General features: G+C 40.4%; 23 protein-coding genes and 2 pseudogenes. All 25 read left to right on the top strand.

Annotation, left to right across the window (positions count from 1 at the left end):
• Window positions 1–21: 21 nt before the first annotated feature.
• The 25 genes and pseudogenes from EG365_RS19280 to EG365_RS02230 all read left to right on the top strand — a co-directional run bounded on the left by EG365_RS19280 (window position 22) and on the right by EG365_RS02230 (window position 13,929).
• Window positions 22–180, top strand: a complete 159-nt coding sequence (locus tag EG365_RS19280) for a hypothetical protein (RefSeq protein ID WP_001109646.1) — start codon at window positions 22–24, stop codon at window positions 178–180.
• The gene (locus EG365_RS02330; RefSeq protein WP_000501263.1) at window positions 180–1,070 is read left to right on the top strand and encodes a hypothetical protein; all 891 of its coding nucleotides are present in this window, start codon (window positions 180–182) and stop codon (window positions 1,068–1,070) included. The genes EG365_RS19280 and EG365_RS02330 overlap by 1 nt, the downstream gene beginning before the upstream one ends.
• Window positions 1,067–2,440, top strand: a complete 1,374-nt coding sequence (locus EG365_RS02325) for a replicative DNA helicase (protein WP_000571050.1) — start codon at window positions 1,067–1,069, stop codon at window positions 2,438–2,440. Before EG365_RS02330 ends, EG365_RS02325 begins: the two co-directional genes overlap by 4 nt.
• Window positions 2,437–2,688: a hypothetical protein gene (locus EG365_RS02320; protein ID WP_000644293.1), complete on the top strand. Its 252-nt coding sequence runs from the start codon at window positions 2,437–2,439 to the stop codon at window positions 2,686–2,688. The genes EG365_RS02325 and EG365_RS02320 overlap by 4 nt, the downstream gene beginning before the upstream one ends.
• Window positions 2,685–2,861, top strand: a complete 177-nt coding sequence (locus EG365_RS19275; RefSeq protein WP_000568881.1) for a hypothetical protein — start codon at window positions 2,685–2,687, stop codon at window positions 2,859–2,861. Before EG365_RS02320 ends, EG365_RS19275 begins: the two co-directional genes overlap by 4 nt.
• Window positions 2,858–3,190 carry a hypothetical protein gene (locus EG365_RS02315; protein WP_000801898.1) on the top strand — a complete coding sequence of 111 codons (333 nt, stop codon included), beginning with the start codon at window positions 2,858–2,860 and terminating at the stop codon, window positions 3,188–3,190. Before EG365_RS19275 ends, EG365_RS02315 begins: the two co-directional genes overlap by 4 nt.
• Window positions 3,180–3,602: a hypothetical protein gene (locus tag EG365_RS02310; RefSeq protein WP_001143186.1), complete on the top strand. Its 423-nt coding sequence runs from the start codon at window positions 3,180–3,182 to the stop codon at window positions 3,600–3,602. The genes EG365_RS02315 and EG365_RS02310 overlap by 11 nt, the downstream gene beginning before the upstream one ends.
• Complete coding sequence (locus EG365_RS02305) at window positions 3,595–3,864, top strand: hypothetical protein (protein ID WP_001288626.1); 270 nt, start codon at window positions 3,595–3,597, stop codon at window positions 3,862–3,864. Before EG365_RS02310 ends, EG365_RS02305 begins: the two co-directional genes overlap by 8 nt.
• Window positions 3,851–4,216 (top strand): annotated as a pseudogene (locus tag EG365_RS02300) (HNH endonuclease). Before EG365_RS02305 ends, EG365_RS02300 begins: the two are co-directional and overlap by 14 nt.
• Window position 4,217: 1 nt before the next feature.
• The gene (locus EG365_RS19440; RefSeq protein ID WP_000362169.1) at window positions 4,218–4,796 is read left to right on the top strand and encodes a hypothetical protein; all 579 of its coding nucleotides are present in this window, start codon (window positions 4,218–4,220) and stop codon (window positions 4,794–4,796) included.
• Window positions 4,793–5,200: pseudogene (locus EG365_RS02290) on the top strand (DUF1064 domain-containing protein). The gene EG365_RS19440 and the pseudogene EG365_RS02290 overlap by 4 nt, the downstream one beginning before the upstream one ends.
• Before the next feature lie 9 nt (window positions 5,201–5,209).
• Window positions 5,210–5,494, top strand: a complete 285-nt coding sequence (locus tag EG365_RS02285; RefSeq protein WP_001279873.1) for a hypothetical protein — start codon at window positions 5,210–5,212, stop codon at window positions 5,492–5,494.
• Between the two features lie 21 nt (window positions 5,495–5,515).
• A complete protein-coding gene (locus EG365_RS02280; protein WP_000214488.1) occupies window positions 5,516–6,079 on the top strand; it encodes a hypothetical protein in 564 nt (187 codons plus the stop codon).
• A 442-nt stretch (window positions 6,080–6,521) separates the two neighbouring features.
• Window positions 6,522–7,292: a DNA adenine methylase gene (locus EG365_RS02275; protein ID WP_000837653.1), complete on the top strand. Its 771-nt coding sequence runs from the start codon at window positions 6,522–6,524 to the stop codon at window positions 7,290–7,292.
• A 61-nt stretch (window positions 7,293–7,353) separates the two neighbouring features.
• On the top strand, window positions 7,354–7,596 hold the full coding sequence (locus EG365_RS02270; RefSeq protein ID WP_000234406.1) for a hypothetical protein: 243 nt from the start codon (window positions 7,354–7,356) through the stop codon (window positions 7,594–7,596).
• 9 nt (window positions 7,597–7,605) lie between these two features.
• Window positions 7,606–7,779 (top strand): hypothetical protein, encoded by a 174-nt coding sequence (locus tag EG365_RS19270; protein WP_000359988.1) that lies wholly within the window; start codon window positions 7,606–7,608, stop codon window positions 7,777–7,779.
• Window positions 7,769–8,236, top strand: coding sequence for a hypothetical protein (locus tag EG365_RS02265; RefSeq protein WP_000377940.1), 468 nt, complete (start codon window positions 7,769–7,771; stop codon window positions 8,234–8,236). Before EG365_RS19270 ends, EG365_RS02265 begins: the two co-directional genes overlap by 11 nt.
• A complete protein-coding gene (locus EG365_RS02260; protein WP_123806484.1) occupies window positions 8,205–8,846 on the top strand; it encodes a putative metallopeptidase in 642 nt (213 codons plus the stop codon). The genes EG365_RS02265 and EG365_RS02260 overlap by 32 nt, the downstream gene beginning before the upstream one ends.
• 58 nt (window positions 8,847–8,904) lie before the next feature.
• Window positions 8,905–9,420: a DUF2280 domain-containing protein gene (locus EG365_RS02255; RefSeq protein WP_000729387.1), complete on the top strand. Its 516-nt coding sequence runs from the start codon at window positions 8,905–8,907 to the stop codon at window positions 9,418–9,420.
• Window positions 9,380–10,672 carry a terminase large subunit domain-containing protein gene (locus tag EG365_RS02250; protein ID WP_001132930.1) on the top strand — a complete coding sequence of 431 codons (1,293 nt, stop codon included), beginning with the start codon at window positions 9,380–9,382 and terminating at the stop codon, window positions 10,670–10,672. Before EG365_RS02255 ends, EG365_RS02250 begins: the two co-directional genes overlap by 41 nt.
• 39 nt (window positions 10,673–10,711) lie before the next feature.
• Window positions 10,712–12,052, top strand: a complete 1,341-nt coding sequence (locus EG365_RS02245; protein ID WP_000301495.1) for a DUF4055 domain-containing protein — start codon at window positions 10,712–10,714, stop codon at window positions 12,050–12,052.
• A 9-nt stretch (window positions 12,053–12,061) separates the two neighbouring features.
• Complete coding sequence (locus EG365_RS02240) at window positions 12,062–13,168, top strand: minor capsid protein (RefSeq protein WP_000146970.1); 1,107 nt, start codon at window positions 12,062–12,064, stop codon at window positions 13,166–13,168.
• Window positions 13,165–13,395 (top strand): hypothetical protein, encoded by a 231-nt coding sequence (locus EG365_RS02235; protein ID WP_000004550.1) that lies wholly within the window; start codon window positions 13,165–13,167, stop codon window positions 13,393–13,395. The genes EG365_RS02240 and EG365_RS02235 overlap by 4 nt, the downstream gene beginning before the upstream one ends.
• A gap of 15 nt (window positions 13,396–13,410) precedes the next feature.
• Entirely contained in the window at window positions 13,411–13,563 is a 153-nt protein-coding gene (locus tag EG365_RS19265; RefSeq protein ID WP_001291451.1) for a hypothetical protein, read from the top strand.
• A 51-nt stretch (window positions 13,564–13,614) separates the two neighbouring features.
• Window positions 13,615–13,929, top strand: coding sequence for a Gp49 family protein (locus EG365_RS02230; RefSeq protein ID WP_000589038.1), 315 nt, complete (start codon window positions 13,615–13,617; stop codon window positions 13,927–13,929).
• Window positions 13,930–13,982 lie beyond the last annotated feature (53 nt).

Here is a 13,982-nt window from a genome sequence, read left to right as displayed (position 1 = left end):
GTTCAATCGGAGAAGGACCAAATGAACTATTCAATATTAGCAGACATTGAACTAAATCGGAAGATTAGTTTGTTTCAAAAAGCGGTTGAGGCTTATGTGCTTAATCGAACTCTCGAAAACTCTATGGCATTGGCTAAAGCAAAAGCTGATTTAGCTGCATTTGTATTGAGAGGTGTTTGATGGGTGCATCAATTCCAATTATTAAGTTGATTGAAGCTATGAACGAACAGCCAATAGCATTCAACAAGCACTATGTATTTTTAGGATGTGGGATCAATGGGGCATTAATGCTCTCTCAATTGGTCTACTGGACTTCTCGCACTAAAGACAGTGAAGGTTGGATCTTTAAAACACATCATGAGTGGACTCAAGAAACTGGTCTTACTCGTCGTGAGCAAGATACGGCCAGAGCAACACTTAAATCACTTAAATTCATCTCTGAGAAAAAGATGGGTGTGCCTTGTCGTGTTTACTACCGTGTAGAGCGTGAAAACCTATATCAAGCTTTGATCGAATACTCTGAAAGCATTGATATTAATAGTATGCACAATTCCGCCATACTGAATGCACAGAACAGCCATACTGAATGCACAAATCCGCCAGACTGTATGCACAATTCCGCCATACTGAATGCACAAATCCGCCCATCTAATACAGAGAATACATACAGAGAATACACAGAGAATACTACAGATATTATTTGTGCTGATTCAGCACCAAAAACACAAAAATTCAAAGCGAAAGATTTCTTGTTGAAAAACGGAGTATCTGAGCAAACAGCAACAGAATATCTTGATCTTCGCAACAAGAAGAAAAAACCAGTAACTCAACGTGCTTTACAACTTGTTTTCAAACAAGCTCAGGAAGCAAAGCTAAGCAATGAGCGTGTATTCCAAATTATCGTTGTTCGTGGTTGGGAATCTTTCAAAGCTGCTTGGAACTGGCAAGAGACAAATGCAGAGCTTGAGCAATTAGAAAATCCAGTTGCTGAGCAGCAACAAACTATCCATGAACAACCAGCAACACAATTCAAAGGTGTTGCTAAGAAATTTAAGGGGATGGACCAATGATTGAATTATTTTCTATCCCTGTTGAGCAAAGCATCTTGTCTACGTTCATGACAATCGATCAGGCAGCAGATGAGTTTATCTCTCAGATCGATGCACAAGATTTCTATGCATCACAACACCAGATCATCTTTGCCCACATCAAGAGCCAATTGAATAAGGGTGAAGCGTTTGATGAGGTGACTGTATTCGAGTTGATTAAAGCTAATCCGCTTGAAGCAAACCAAATCGATGAGCAGTTTCTTGTGAACCTCATGAACCGCGCAAGCAATGTGAGCTTGTTAGTAACACACATCAAAAAGCTAAAAGATTTCTCTACTCGCAGAAAGCTTCAAGAGACTAGCAAGTTGATTAGTTCGATCGCTAACGACATGGCAACTCACACTGCTGAATCTGCTGTGAACAAAGCACAATCGTTAGTTCAAAACTTAGATTTTGGTGCTGGTGAGGAAAAGCTTAAACATGCTCATGAGTTTTCAAAAGAAGCTGTAAAAGAGTTCCTTGATCGCCACATGGCAATTCATAACCAAATGCCTTATGAGGGCGGTATCAAGACTGGCTTTACTGCTCTGGACAACAAACTAGGTGAAATCAGCAAAGGCGATCTAGTCATCATTGGTGCGCGTCCTTCAATGGGTAAAACAACGTTTGCTCAAAACATTGCAGCAGACATGATGATTAACCAGTCTTTACCAGTTCTGTTTATCTCAATCGAAATGAAGGGCAGACAGATTGCACAGCGTTTAATTAGTGGCATTGGTGGGGTAGAGCTACGCAAAGTATTAACAGGACATATTGATCCAAATAGCGACGATACACAGAAGGTGAATAACGCTGCTCTGGTACTTGAGAAAGCACCTTTGATGATCGACGACAACAACCGCGCAACTGTGGCAACTATCCGCAGATCAGCTAAGAAGGTTCAAGCCAAATACGGAAAGATTGGCGCAATCTTTGTTGATTACATCCAGAAAGTAACACCACTCACTAAAAACAACTTTGGTCGTTCTGACAAAGATATCGGTGAAATATCTAATGAGCTTAAGCGTATGGCAGGTGACTTTGATTGTCCTGTGATCGCACTAGCACAGCTTAACCGTAACTTAGAGAACCGCCCAAACAAACGCCCTGTAAATGCAGATCTAAAAGAATCAGGCGACTTAGAGCAAGACGCAGACATCATCATGTTTATTTACCGCGATGAAGTCTACAACAAGGATTCTAAAGAAGCAGGTACAGCAGAAATCATCATAGGTAAGGCTCGTAACGGCTCAATTGGCACAGTTCGATTAGCTACAGACTTGTCACGCGCAACTTTCGCTGACTTAAGCCCTGAGTATTACCAGTCTATGGAAGAGAGAGGTGCAGCGTGAAAGCAATAAAACGAGTTAAAGCATTCCAAAACATTTTTGACATTTTGTTATTCGCTACACATGCAACACAACCTTTCACGATGAAGGATTTGCATGACCATGTGTTAGATGCACCTAACAACACTATCCAATGCTATGTGCAGGAATTAATTAAAAGCGGCTACTTGGAAAAGGACTCATACGCAACTTACAAAGCAACTCAGTTTGCAAAGGACTTGCTGAATGTTAAAGGGGAGCTGAAAGCATGATCGAATTTGCAGATTACACCTCAATGATGAAGCTGCGTAGAGCGTACAACCTCGGTACTCGTAATGAAGAAACAAGAGCAGCAGCGAACCTCTATGAGAAATTAAGAAAGCTGAAAATGCTAGACCAGCTTAAGCAGGAAGCCATGACTAGACGTTACAAGGAGGCGGTATGAAACCAGAACAGTTTATTCGTGAGTACAGGGTGGAGAAGGCGAGGGAGGTTGTTGCTAATCAGCCAAAAATGAATGCAACTCAATACAGGGCTAAAGACAAGAAATATTCGTCTCTGTTTAAACCAAGCCCAGAGATTGTTTATGTAGCTGACCTCAAGCGTCTGGTGGAGTCTATTGATTTAGTCGAATCATGGGGTGGCATTGAGGACTTAAAACTATATGACTTGTCTCATTGCAAAGATAAACCTGAATCTGCTGGATACAAGCTGCTTAAAGCAATTGCTGATTACGAATCAATATACGGAGGCGGTGAATCTCATGCCAACTAGATATAACACAGGCGAGTATAGCTACGATCTTGAATATCACTATGGAGATATGTCAGCAAGCATGGAGATGCTTAGAGCACGTTTAATTGAATTGTTGACTCCTCATCTGTCTGGCCGTTATGTGAAATGGAGAGAAGCATATTTCACATGGTTTACAAAGTGCGGCGGGGATTCGGGGTGGATGTTTTGTGTAGGTCCACACGAATTTCATATTGATGGGGCGTTAAGGCGCTATTACTCAGGTTCTATTGATATTACCTACAACCAGAAAGATCGATATTTCTTGGTGGGTGAGAAAAAGAAAGTCAAATGTAAGGCTTGTAAGGGGTTTGGCTTCATTCGAGATGATGGGTGGGGGCATATAGATAAATGTGAAATGTGTGATGCAGAAAAAGGAGCCAGCCATGAGTGAGTTTAAAAAAGGCGACATCCTAGTTAATCAAACGGCTGTTAATTCAGGTCTTGTTGAGCTGCTGTACGAACATAAGCACTACTTTCATGGCTTTAGCAAAGACTTTGGAATCATAACAATTGCTAAGAAGAAACTTGATAGGTATCGCAAAGCAACTGAAGCAGAAAAGCAGATAGGGCTCCGCATTGACTGCGAAGTATTAGACAAACCAGAAAACCACATCAGCCCGCTTTGTGAGGTGAAAGATCATGAGGCTAAATAAAAAACAACGCGAAGAGTTAAAACAGAAGTATGACGGCCATTGTGCCTATTGTGGTGAGTTGCTTGGCGATAAGTGGCATGCAGATCATCTAGTTGCAGTAGTCCGTGACTTAACTACAGGAAAGCCTGAAAAACCTGAAAACGATACATACGAAAACTTAATGCCAGCATGCACTGCTTGTAATCACAACAAGCGTTCATTGTCTTTAGAGTCTTAGCGCTCTCTTCTAGCGCACTATCGTGATATTCAAGTGCCTCGTGACTGCTCTCAGATACGCCACTTAATGCGCTTTGGATTGGTTGAGTTCATCCAGAAGCCTGTGACCTTTTACTTTGAATCAAAGGATGTTTGAGATGGATAAATATAAAGTTATCGCTGAAAAAATAACATATTCGTTAGATGGCTATATTGCTGATCACAATAATAGAAATTTTGGCGATGCAGATGGGTGGCTAAGACATGTAAGAAATGGATGGGAGGAATTTATTGAAGCTCATCCAGACAGCCTTAACCTTCATGAGTACTTACAGCACCATCAAGCGAAAGTGGACGAGCTTAAAGCCACAATAAAAGGTAATCATGGGCGCATTGCAGAACTTGAGCGCTTAAACCGTGTGAAGGCTCAGGCAATTATTGATTTGCATCAAGAAATTACAGAGCTTAAAGCATCTCATCACGGTGAAGTGATTGGTCATGAAGTTCACTTTAAAAAAATCAAGCAAGAGCGTGACGAGCTGCAAGCCCTATACACTCAACAAGGCATAAACATGTTGAAGCTGCAAAAGCGGGTGGATGCGGCATTAAAAGAGACTCAATTTGCTTTGCAGTATGTTGAAGAGGACATGCGCGGCAATCATGAATTTCTAAAAATGGCGATGATTCGAACCTTTAAAGCTTTAGAGCAAGTGCTCAATGGTGGTGAGCCTAAATGACATCGATGAGTTTAGCTGATTATCACTCTAAATTTCCAAACGGCCATAAAGCTAAAAATGGCCGTAATAAATTTAATGCTTCAAAAGTCACATTAGATGGGATGACTTTCGATAGCAAAAAAGAACTCAAGCGATATATCGAACTTAAAGCCATGTAGCAACGCGGTGAAATCTTTGGATTAGAGCACCATGCAAAATTTGAATTGGCTCCTAAAACTAAGATAGAGGGGGAAAAGAGAACAAAGCCGGCACTTAGATATTTTGCTGATTTTACTTACTACCTCATCAATGGCGAGTACATCGTTGAGGACGTTAAGTCTATTGCTACTAGGAAATTACCTAGTTATCGCAATAAGAAACATTTAATGAAAACTGTACACGGTATTGATATTAGAGAGGTTTGAGAAAAGTTTATGAGTGACATTGAAACGGTAGGCTGGACGGCAGATAAGCGGTTTTTCATATTAAAAATTAATATGGAAACGAATTTGACTACAGATGATTGTGAGGTTTTAGCAGGATTGTTTGTTGAAAAATATAGTCTGGAATTTTCAGGCTGCCAGTTTCATGGAAAGCTCGCAGTGATATGTGGAGATAAAGTTTACGTGAATCCTTGGGCGCTTGATCAAGAAGCAAGTGTAGATGAACCAGTTGAGGAACTGTCATTTAGTGAGTTCCAAACGTTATTGAATAATTAAGGTATAGGGGGTGCTTATCTTATGACTACAGTTGTAATGGATTGGTCAAGATTTTCTATTTTTGAATGGTTCGTTTGTGGCTTAAACCCGAAATCACCTTCATTTGGTGCTGCGAACGTTAGATGTACTGATGGGAGGTCAATAGACTTTCATGACAAATTAGGGGTGGTAGCTGCAATGGGTGAACAACTAACAAAATCAGTTGCAATGGTCATTATGACCGAAGGAAAGTCCCAACGGGATTATGAATATGTTCGCAATCATTTAGCTAAAATAATGATTGATGGGGCAGAGAAAGATAAAAGAAGAGAGCCTAAGGGGATAGCTATTTACCACTTAGCTTGGTTAATTGCTCGTATTGTTATTGATTTTGCTTTAGATCCCGAATTAGAAAACGCACATAAGGATCCTGGTCGACTTGTTTATGCCGGCATTAGAAGTTTCCAAATGGATCCGGAGGTATACCGCAAAACATGGAAACGATACGAAGATATGATGATTGCCGCGCTTAATGAAGAAATTTTAAAAGCTACTGTAATCGCTGAACGCTATAAGAAAGAAACCTTAAATGAAGCAAGAAATTAGTTTCCACTTTTGTGCTATTTGAGGTATAGTTTTATTAAATTGGTCGAAGTATAAATTAGACCAAATTGCATTTAAAAGCTCATCTAAACAGGTGGGCTTTTTTATGGCCTCATTAAAAGCTCGGGTCCTTAAGGATACCGAGTTTTTTTATTTTTAGTCTTAATTCTAGGAATAAACAGCATGACTATGACAAACGCTGAATTAGAGAATGAAATCAAAGCTCTTAAAACTCGCGTAACAGCTTTAGAAAATAAATAAATAAAAAAACTCGGTTCCAAAAGGGACCGAGTTTTTTGTATCGAGTAAAACTGGGGACGAAGTACTGCGGTAACAGTACCTCGACCTCCTGACAGCCTTAGCCTGTCAAAAGCAAGCCCAGCCTATCGTGCACACGACGGCAGAAGGCTATCAAAAATATAAGCTTTTGCACAGGAAAATTTTTATGAAATCAAAACCAATAATTCCATGGCAAGGTGGTAAAACCCGTTTGGCTAAGGATTTGTTGTGTAGGTTCCCAGAACATTCATGTTATGTGGAATTATTTTGTGGTGGAGCAGCATTATTTTTCTTAAGGGAAGAACCAGCAAGAACTGAAGTAATAAATGATCTGAATGGTGAACTCGTAAACCTTTACAGGGTTGTTCAGAACCATTTAGAAGAATTTGTGCGTCAATTCAAATGGTGCATTTCAAGTCGCCAGATTTTTGAATGGGAAAAACTAAAAGTACCAGACACACTAACGGATATTCAGCGAGCTGCAAGATTTTATTACCTTCAGCAACATGCGTTTGGTGGTAAGGTTTCTGGGCAGACATTTGGATATGCAACAACAGGCCGCTCTTTAAATCTCTTGCGGATAGAGGAAAGTTTAAGTGCAGCACATTTGCGTTTGAATGGAGTCTATATTGAAAACCTGTCCTGGGATATTTGCTTTGATAAGTATGACCGAGAACATACATTTTTTTATGCTGATCCGCCGTATCTAGATACAGCAGGTTATGGAGTGGATTTTCCATTAGATCAGTATGAACTTCTTTCTGAAAAGATGAAGACTTGCAAAGGGAAGGTAATGCTTTCAATTAATGATCATGAAAAGATTCGTGAAATCTTTAAAGGTTTTAATTTTGCATGTACTTCAATTAATTATTCTGTTGGTCGTGATTTGGCCGCTAAGAGTAAGAAAAGTAATGAACTGATAATTATGAATTATTGATCTCATAATTTGGTTTAAAAGTTTGCCGTAATAATTGCGGCGCAAACGGCCCCTCTAAAAAATGGTTATTGGAGGGGCTTTTTCTTTTGGAGAAATAAAAGTGCGTATGAGCCGATTATTACTAGCCACTACTGCTGGATTAATGGCCTTAAATACAAAATTAAGTGTTTTAAGCACCTTGGTTGCATCAGGTGGACATGCATCACCTTTGAGCTGTAAGGCAAATCCAGTAAAGAGCAAACCTAACAAACTAAGTCAAAAGAAAAAACGCCTTATTGCTCGTCGTCTTAATAAACATAAGTGAGCTGGATATATGGACAAAAACGAAGCTAAAAAAAATCTGGATAAATATTCACAGGAACTTGAGCGCTATCAAAATCTCTCCAGATCGGGTCTTAGCCGTGATGAAATGTTAGTTATCGATAGAATAATTCTTAGATTAAAAAAGCAAGTTAATAATTTACGGACTGCCTTATATGGACAGTAACGATTATTTTTGGCTCACAAGAAAAAAAGAACCAAGAACAAAACCCAAAAGCCGCCCATTACCCAAAGCAACTCAAAAATACCTAGAAGCTGAAGAAGAATTTACCCAGGCATTAGATGTGCTTGAAATCAAATATGAAAAGAAATTTAAGTTTAAATCAACAAAGCATTGGCGCTTTGATTTTCATTTAATTGAACATCGTATTCTGGTCGAAATTGCGGGTGGTCCATGGTCAGGTGGTCGAAAAGGTAAGCTCAAAGATAAAGCTTGGAGTATGGATCGATACGATGATGCTGAAGCAATGGGATATACGGTTGTTCGGTTAGAGGCAGCACCAAGTTTTAAAATTAATGAATCTGGCCCGTTACAGATACAAGCTCATTTTGCTAGTCAGTGGCTTAAAAACTTAAAGAGGCAAATATTTAATGGATCAGATCAGACCGTTTCCACCAACTGATTTTATTGATCAAGCTGAAGAAGAGGAAGCAATTCGTTTAATACCGGCTCCAGACCTAAAAAAATGGGTTGTGGCTAATTACTTAACGATTGGTGGGCCTCTTTATAATCCAGATCATGATCATATTGCTGAGTTACTTCATGATAATGAAGAGTTCTTGGCATTTGCTTGGGCCTCTTCTGCATATAAAAGCAAGCAGGCGATGGTACTGGGGCAGTGTGAAAAAGTAATGTTTAACGTCGGTGGCTGGCGTAAAGCTAGACAAGAGCAACAGATGCGTGACTGGTTCGGCTTTGTGCCAACATACTTGATCACCATTGATGCTACATTTTGCGACAAAGCAAATGATCGTGAGTTTTGTGCTTTGCTTGAGCATGAACTCTACCATATAGGCGTAGAACGTGATGAAGACGGTGAAATGATCTTTAGTAGCTCAACAGGTTTACCTAAACATTATTTAGCTGGTCACGATGTCGAAGAGTTTGTTGGTGTAACCAAACGGTGGGGGGCGAGTCAAAGCGTTAAACGTATCGTTGAAGCTGCAAAGAATCCGCCGTTTGTTTCGAAACTTGATATTTCAAAATGCTGCGGAAACTGCGTAATCAACTGAGCCGAATGGCTCTTTTTTTTGCCTTCTTTGCTAGACGTAGCTAGACAAAGGTGGGGGTATGGCTGCACTTAAAGAACAGGTAAAAATATTTATTGTTCAAGCGCTTGCCTGCATGGATACCCCTCAACAGGTAGCTAATGCTGTCAAGCAAGAATTTAACATTGAGATTGATCGAAAACAGGTACAACTTTATGACCCGACAAAAGCGGCAGGAAAGAATTTAAGTAAGAAATATAAAGACCTTTTTCATAAAACCCGAGAGGACTTTAAAAAGAATGTTTATGACATCCCTTTAGCTAATAAAGCCTATCGGCTTAAAGAACTTCAGAAGATCTATGAAGACTGGAAGAACAACAGGCTTATGAAGCAAGGGGTTATTAAACAGGTTAGGGAAGAAATGCAGGGTTATGACCTCATGCTTTTAAATCTTGAGTTAAAGCAACTTGAGATTGAAAAGTTAAGAGAGGGTGAAGGTGATGAAGATCCAACACCAGTCAAGGTAACTATTCAAGTTGTAGATGCGAGTAAAAAAGATGCCGAACATCAATCCGACACTGAATGTACCTCAGGCTAATTTTTTGCAGATGGAAAAGAAGTTCCGCGCATTTGTCGCTGGCTTTGGATCGGGAAAGACTTGGGTTGGATGCTCCAGTTTATGCAACAAAGCTTGGGAATTCCCAAAAGTACCTTTGGGTTATTTTGCTCCAACTTACCCGCAGATTCGCGACATTTTCTTTCCAACTATTGAAGAGGTTGCTTTCGATTGGGGGCTTAAAACTAAGGTTTATGAAACCAATAAAGAGGTGGATATCTATTATGGTCGGCAATATCGAACTACAATCATTTGCCGGTCTATGGAGAAACCAGCAACCATTGTAGGTTTTAAAATTGGCCACGCCTTGATTGATGAGCTTGATGTTATGGCCAAGGTCAAAGCTCAACAGGCTTGGCGTAAGATCATCGCTCGTATGCGTTATAAGCAAGCTGGTTTGCTCAACGGTATTGATGTGGCCACAACACCAGAAGGTTTTAAGTTTACATACGAGCAATTTGTTAAAGAGGCAAATAAATCAGAGGCTAAGCGTAAGCTCTATGGAATGATTCAAGCTTCAACTTATGACAATGAAGCTAATCTTCCAGATGACTACATATCATCACTTTATGAGTCTTATCCGCCGCAATTAATTTCAGCTTATTTAAGAGGGCAGTTTGTCAATTTAACCAGTGGTGCTGTTTACCCCGACTTTGATCGAGTTCTAAACCACACGGATGAAGAAATTAAGAAAGGTGAGCCTTTACTCATTGGTATGGATTTTAACGTGCTTAAAATGGCTGCTGTGGTTTATGTCATTAGAGAAGGGAAGCCAAGAGCTTTAGATGAACTGGTTGGCGTGAGAGATACACCGACGATGTGTCAACTGATTAATGAGCGCTTTCCAGATCACGATATTACTGTGATTCCAGATGCTTCAGGTCAGGCAACATCATCAAAGAACTTCAGTGAATCTGATCATGCAATCTTAAAGAAAAATGGATTCAAAGTTGAAGTTAATGGTGTGAATCCCGGTATTAAAGATCGTATCACTGCAGTTAATGCACAAATTCTGAATGCTGAGGGTGAACGACACTTAAAAGTGAACACAAACAAGTGTCCTAACTTTACGGCTACTTTAGAACAGCAAGTCTATGATGATTTTGGAATGCCAGATAAAAGCGCTGGTTTGGACCACGTTGGGGACGCTGGTGGATATCCAATAGCTAAGAGATTCCCAGTCATCATTCAGAAAATATTTAAACGGCGCGCAATCGCTGGTTTTTCTCGTTAATCAATGCACCTTCTCAGGTGCTTTTTTATTGGTGTTTTTATGGCAGTTACTGATAAACATCCGCAGTATATTGCTGCACAAAAAAGCTGGGAGATTATGCGGGACGCCGTTGCTGGTGAAGAGCAGATCAAACAGGCACAAACAAAGTACCTAGCTAAATCGGCCGGAATGATTGAGGCTGAAAAGCAAGGTGATACGACTGGAGAGATTTATAAGGCCTATCTAAGTCGAGCTCAGTATCCGCTATGGGTTCAGGACGCATTACGCACGATGATTGGTTTAGTTTCAAAGCTGGAACCTAACATCGTAATTGAAAGTTCTCTGTTAAAGGGTTTGATAGAGAATGCAACCAATGATGGTTTTGGGCTTAAACAGCTCTTTATTCGCATTTGTTCAGAGTTGCTAGAGTTTGGGCGCTGTGGTTTGCTTGTCGATGTTGATGGGGCTGGTGTGCCATATTTCGCTCTATATGATGCGCTATCAATCATTAACTGGAAGGAAAACAGCATTGGTGGCCGTAAGGATCTAAAGCTGTTAGTGCTCGAGGAACAATTCGAAAATAGTGAAGATGAGTTTGGGCATGATACAAAGACGGTTCACCGTGTTTTATCTATGGTTGATGGTGCGCTAACTGTACGGTTATTTGATGGCTCTGTTGAAGAAGATAAAACGCCAGATCTCGGCGGTAATCAGCTATCTTTCACGCCGTTTGTTTTCTGTGGAACGACCGATAATTCTCCACAAGTTGGAACGGTACCATTGCTTACCATGGCCAAGGCAGCACTCAAGTATTACCAGCTAAGTGCGGATTATTACCAGTCACTTCACCATACAGCTCATCCGCAGCCTTGGATTAATGGACTTGAGGGTGATGAAGATATTAGCGTTACTGGTGTGATGGCTGTCTGGAGCCTTCCTAGTGAATCTCAGTGTGGTTATCTCGAAATTTCAGGTAGTGGCATTGAACTCACTAAAAAGGAAATGGATGCTCAAAAGAATTCGGCATTAGAAGCTGGAGCAAAGGTGATTGATACCAACTCACAAGAATCAGGTGAAGCACGACGTGCGCGTCAGGATGACCAACAAGCAAGCCTACATAGCATTGTCACTTGTGCTGCTGCAGCTATTGAACAAGCTATCAAATATGCAGCTCAGTGGTTAAAGCTGGATTCAACAAAATATGCATTTACGGTTGAACCTGAATTTATCGTTCAGCAATACGATATCAATCTGGCCAAACAACTTTATGAAGGTGCTATTGCCGGAAAGAACTCTTTCCGCACATATTGGGAATACCTGATGACAGGTAAATTACCAGCTCACGACTATCAGGAAGAAGTGAAGCGGGTTGAAGGTGAACGGGACAGTATGCCGTTGTAGAGGTGACGTATGGCTTCAAAAGAAGATAAATCATTGATTGAAGTACTTACCCAACATCAGGCGTACTTATATCGGGTGTCTTCTCAATCTGTTAATGAGCTACTAAAAATCTTTAATGATGAGTCAATATTAATGTTGGCAAAGCTTCGGGATTTGCTTGATGAATTAAATGATTCTGAAAAGATGGCTCTAGCAAGTGGACAGTACACTACAACTAATCTTAAAGAAATTCGTGATCTGATTGCTCAGTGGTTTATAGGACTAAATACTGCATTACCTGAAGCTTTCGCAGTTTCTGCTACTGCCTTGGCAGTATATGAAGCCAATTATACGGCGAAGCTATATGGCGGCAAGATCAAAAAGCCAAATGGTGAAAAGCTTTATGCAGCAGCTAAAAAAGTACCGTTGGTGGGAGGAGCACTGGTTGATGAGCTGCTTTCTAAGATTGCTGAAACTGCACGCCAAAAAGTTGAGTATGCCATTCGGGATGGTATCAACTCAGGTAAAACAAATCAGGAAATAGTTCAGCGCATTCGCGGCACCAAGCGGCTTAATTATGAGGATGGGCTTCTAAGTAGCAGTAAGACTGATATCGACCGTACGGTGAGAACAGTTCGTAGTCATGTAGCCAATCAAGCTTATCTCAATAGCTTTAACCAGATTGGCTTTGAATACGTAAGACTGGTAGCAACTTTAGACGGAAGAACTTCAAAACTTTGCGCAACTCTTGATGGTTCCGTATGGGAGATTAACGATCCGGCAAAGCGCGTACCGCCGTTGCATCCTAATTGCCGAAGTATTCTGGTACCTGTAGAGAAAGACGGGAAATTAGTTGGTGAACGGCCATTTGTTATGGACGAACGTCGAGTTAAAGACATCCCGAAAGAAGAGCGTAGCCAGTTAATAGGGCAGCTAGATGCCAATACTACGTTTAGAGAGTTCTTCAAGAAGACAGATGATTTCTTTCAAAGAGAATGGTTGGGGCCGAAACGTTACAAGCTCTATAAGGAAGGAAAATTTGATTTTGATAAGTTCTTCGATCCAGAGGGGCGGTTATATACATTGGACCAACTTCGAAAGTTGGATGAGCAAACCTTTAAGGAGTTGGGCTTATGAGTGAGTCAAGACATTTAGTGCTAAAGCGTCACCCTACTTTGAAAGGTTATCTGGTTATTTGTGATGAAGAAACTGGACAACCACTAGCTGGACAAAGAGCAGTACAGATGAATTCTGATGCCTTAAATGGACCTGCAACAATTACTGTAACTTTTGAAGCATATGGTGCTCATGGTGTTCGCTTACTGACTGATGAACCAAGGCCGACTCAAACAAAGCAAATGTAGCGAAAGGTACTACAAATGTCTGAAAAGCAAATCAATATGTCGGATGCTCAATATATTCTGAGCACAAAATTAATTCTGGTGCCATTTCTTCAAATTAAGATTTCAAGAGCCATGGCAATTTATGGTTTTACTTTTGAAAGATTAAAAGCGATTGCACTCATCAATTAGAACTTAATTTTTAACCTTAGCACCTTCGGGTGCTTTTTTTGTGAGAAGAAAATGATCAAAGAAGTAACAGAGCAAGAGTTAGCTGAAAAGTCTGTGGCACCCCGAGTAACTAAAGCGCAAATTGATTCATTGATGGAGCGTGTTACATATACGGTTGAGCAACGCCCCGGTGGCACGACATCTACTTTTGTCCATGCATTTTTAGATGGAAAGTTTTTCCTAGCAACGGGTTTTAGTGCATGTGTGAATGCTGAAAACTTTGATGCTGAAATTGGTGAGCGTATGGCTCGTGGAAATGCAGAAAAGTCAGCTGAAAATAAACTTTGGGAGCTAGAAGGCTACCGTTTATTTGCAACAAATTACTAAGTTTTCAATCGAAATTTAGCGTCCTTAGGGGCGCTTTTTTAATGCCTTGAGAT

The sequence above is a fragment of the Acinetobacter sp. FDAARGOS_494 genome, assembly GCF_003812225.1.
GTDB lineage: Bacteria > Pseudomonadota > Gammaproteobacteria > Pseudomonadales > Moraxellaceae > Acinetobacter > Acinetobacter baumannii.
The sequence above is the reverse complement of the archived record's forward strand: the minus strand, read 5'-3'. Positions and strand labels throughout refer to the sequence as shown.

Excerpts from the sequence above, each read along its gene's own strand:
- EG365_RS02305 (WP_001288626.1), top strand. The coding sequence starts at position 3,595 with ATGAGTGAGTTTAAAAAAGGCGACATCCTAGTTAATCAAACGGCTGTT.
- EG365_RS02255 (WP_000729387.1), top strand. The coding sequence starts at position 8,905 with ATGGCTGCACTTAAAGAACAGGTAAAAATATTTATTGTTCAAGCGCTT.
- EG365_RS02270 (WP_000234406.1), top strand. The coding sequence starts at position 7,354 with ATGGTTATTGGAGGGGCTTTTTCTTTTGGAGAAATAAAAGTGCGTATG.
- EG365_RS02245 (WP_000301495.1), top strand. The coding sequence starts at position 10,712 with ATGGCAGTTACTGATAAACATCCGCAGTATATTGCTGCACAAAAAAGC.
- EG365_RS19440 (WP_000362169.1), top strand. The coding sequence starts at position 4,218 with ATGGATAAATATAAAGTTATCGCTGAAAAAATAACATATTCGTTAGAT.
- EG365_RS02325 (WP_000571050.1), top strand. The coding sequence starts at position 1,067 with ATGATTGAATTATTTTCTATCCCTGTTGAGCAAAGCATCTTGTCTACG.
- EG365_RS02280 (WP_000214488.1), top strand. The coding sequence starts at position 5,516 with ATGACTACAGTTGTAATGGATTGGTCAAGATTTTCTATTTTTGAATGG.
- EG365_RS02235 (WP_000004550.1), top strand. The coding sequence starts at position 13,165 with ATGAGTGAGTCAAGACATTTAGTGCTAAAGCGTCACCCTACTTTGAAA.
- EG365_RS02250 (WP_001132930.1), top strand. The coding sequence starts at position 9,380 with ATGCCGAACATCAATCCGACACTGAATGTACCTCAGGCTAATTTTTTG.
- EG365_RS02230 (WP_000589038.1), top strand. The coding sequence starts at position 13,615 with ATGATCAAAGAAGTAACAGAGCAAGAGTTAGCTGAAAAGTCTGTGGCA.
- EG365_RS02240 (WP_000146970.1), top strand. The coding sequence starts at position 12,062 with ATGGCTTCAAAAGAAGATAAATCATTGATTGAAGTACTTACCCAACAT.
- EG365_RS02315 (WP_000801898.1), top strand. The coding sequence starts at position 2,858 with ATGAAACCAGAACAGTTTATTCGTGAGTACAGGGTGGAGAAGGCGAGG.
- EG365_RS02330 (WP_000501263.1), top strand. The coding sequence starts at position 180 with ATGGGTGCATCAATTCCAATTATTAAGTTGATTGAAGCTATGAACGAA.
- EG365_RS19270 (WP_000359988.1), top strand. The coding sequence starts at position 7,606 with ATGGACAAAAACGAAGCTAAAAAAAATCTGGATAAATATTCACAGGAA.
- EG365_RS02260 (WP_123806484.1), top strand. The coding sequence starts at position 8,205 with ATGGATCAGATCAGACCGTTTCCACCAACTGATTTTATTGATCAAGCT.
- EG365_RS02265 (WP_000377940.1), top strand. The coding sequence starts at position 7,769 with ATGGACAGTAACGATTATTTTTGGCTCACAAGAAAAAAAGAACCAAGA.
- EG365_RS19280 (WP_001109646.1), top strand. The coding sequence starts at position 22 with ATGAACTATTCAATATTAGCAGACATTGAACTAAATCGGAAGATTAGT.
- EG365_RS19265 (WP_001291451.1), top strand. The coding sequence starts at position 13,411 with ATGTCTGAAAAGCAAATCAATATGTCGGATGCTCAATATATTCTGAGC.
- EG365_RS19275 (WP_000568881.1), top strand. The coding sequence starts at position 2,685 with ATGATCGAATTTGCAGATTACACCTCAATGATGAAGCTGCGTAGAGCG.
- EG365_RS02310 (WP_001143186.1), top strand. The coding sequence starts at position 3,180 with ATGCCAACTAGATATAACACAGGCGAGTATAGCTACGATCTTGAATAT.
- EG365_RS02275 (WP_000837653.1), top strand. The coding sequence starts at position 6,522 with ATGAAATCAAAACCAATAATTCCATGGCAAGGTGGTAAAACCCGTTTG.
- EG365_RS02285 (WP_001279873.1), top strand. The coding sequence starts at position 5,210 with ATGAGTGACATTGAAACGGTAGGCTGGACGGCAGATAAGCGGTTTTTC.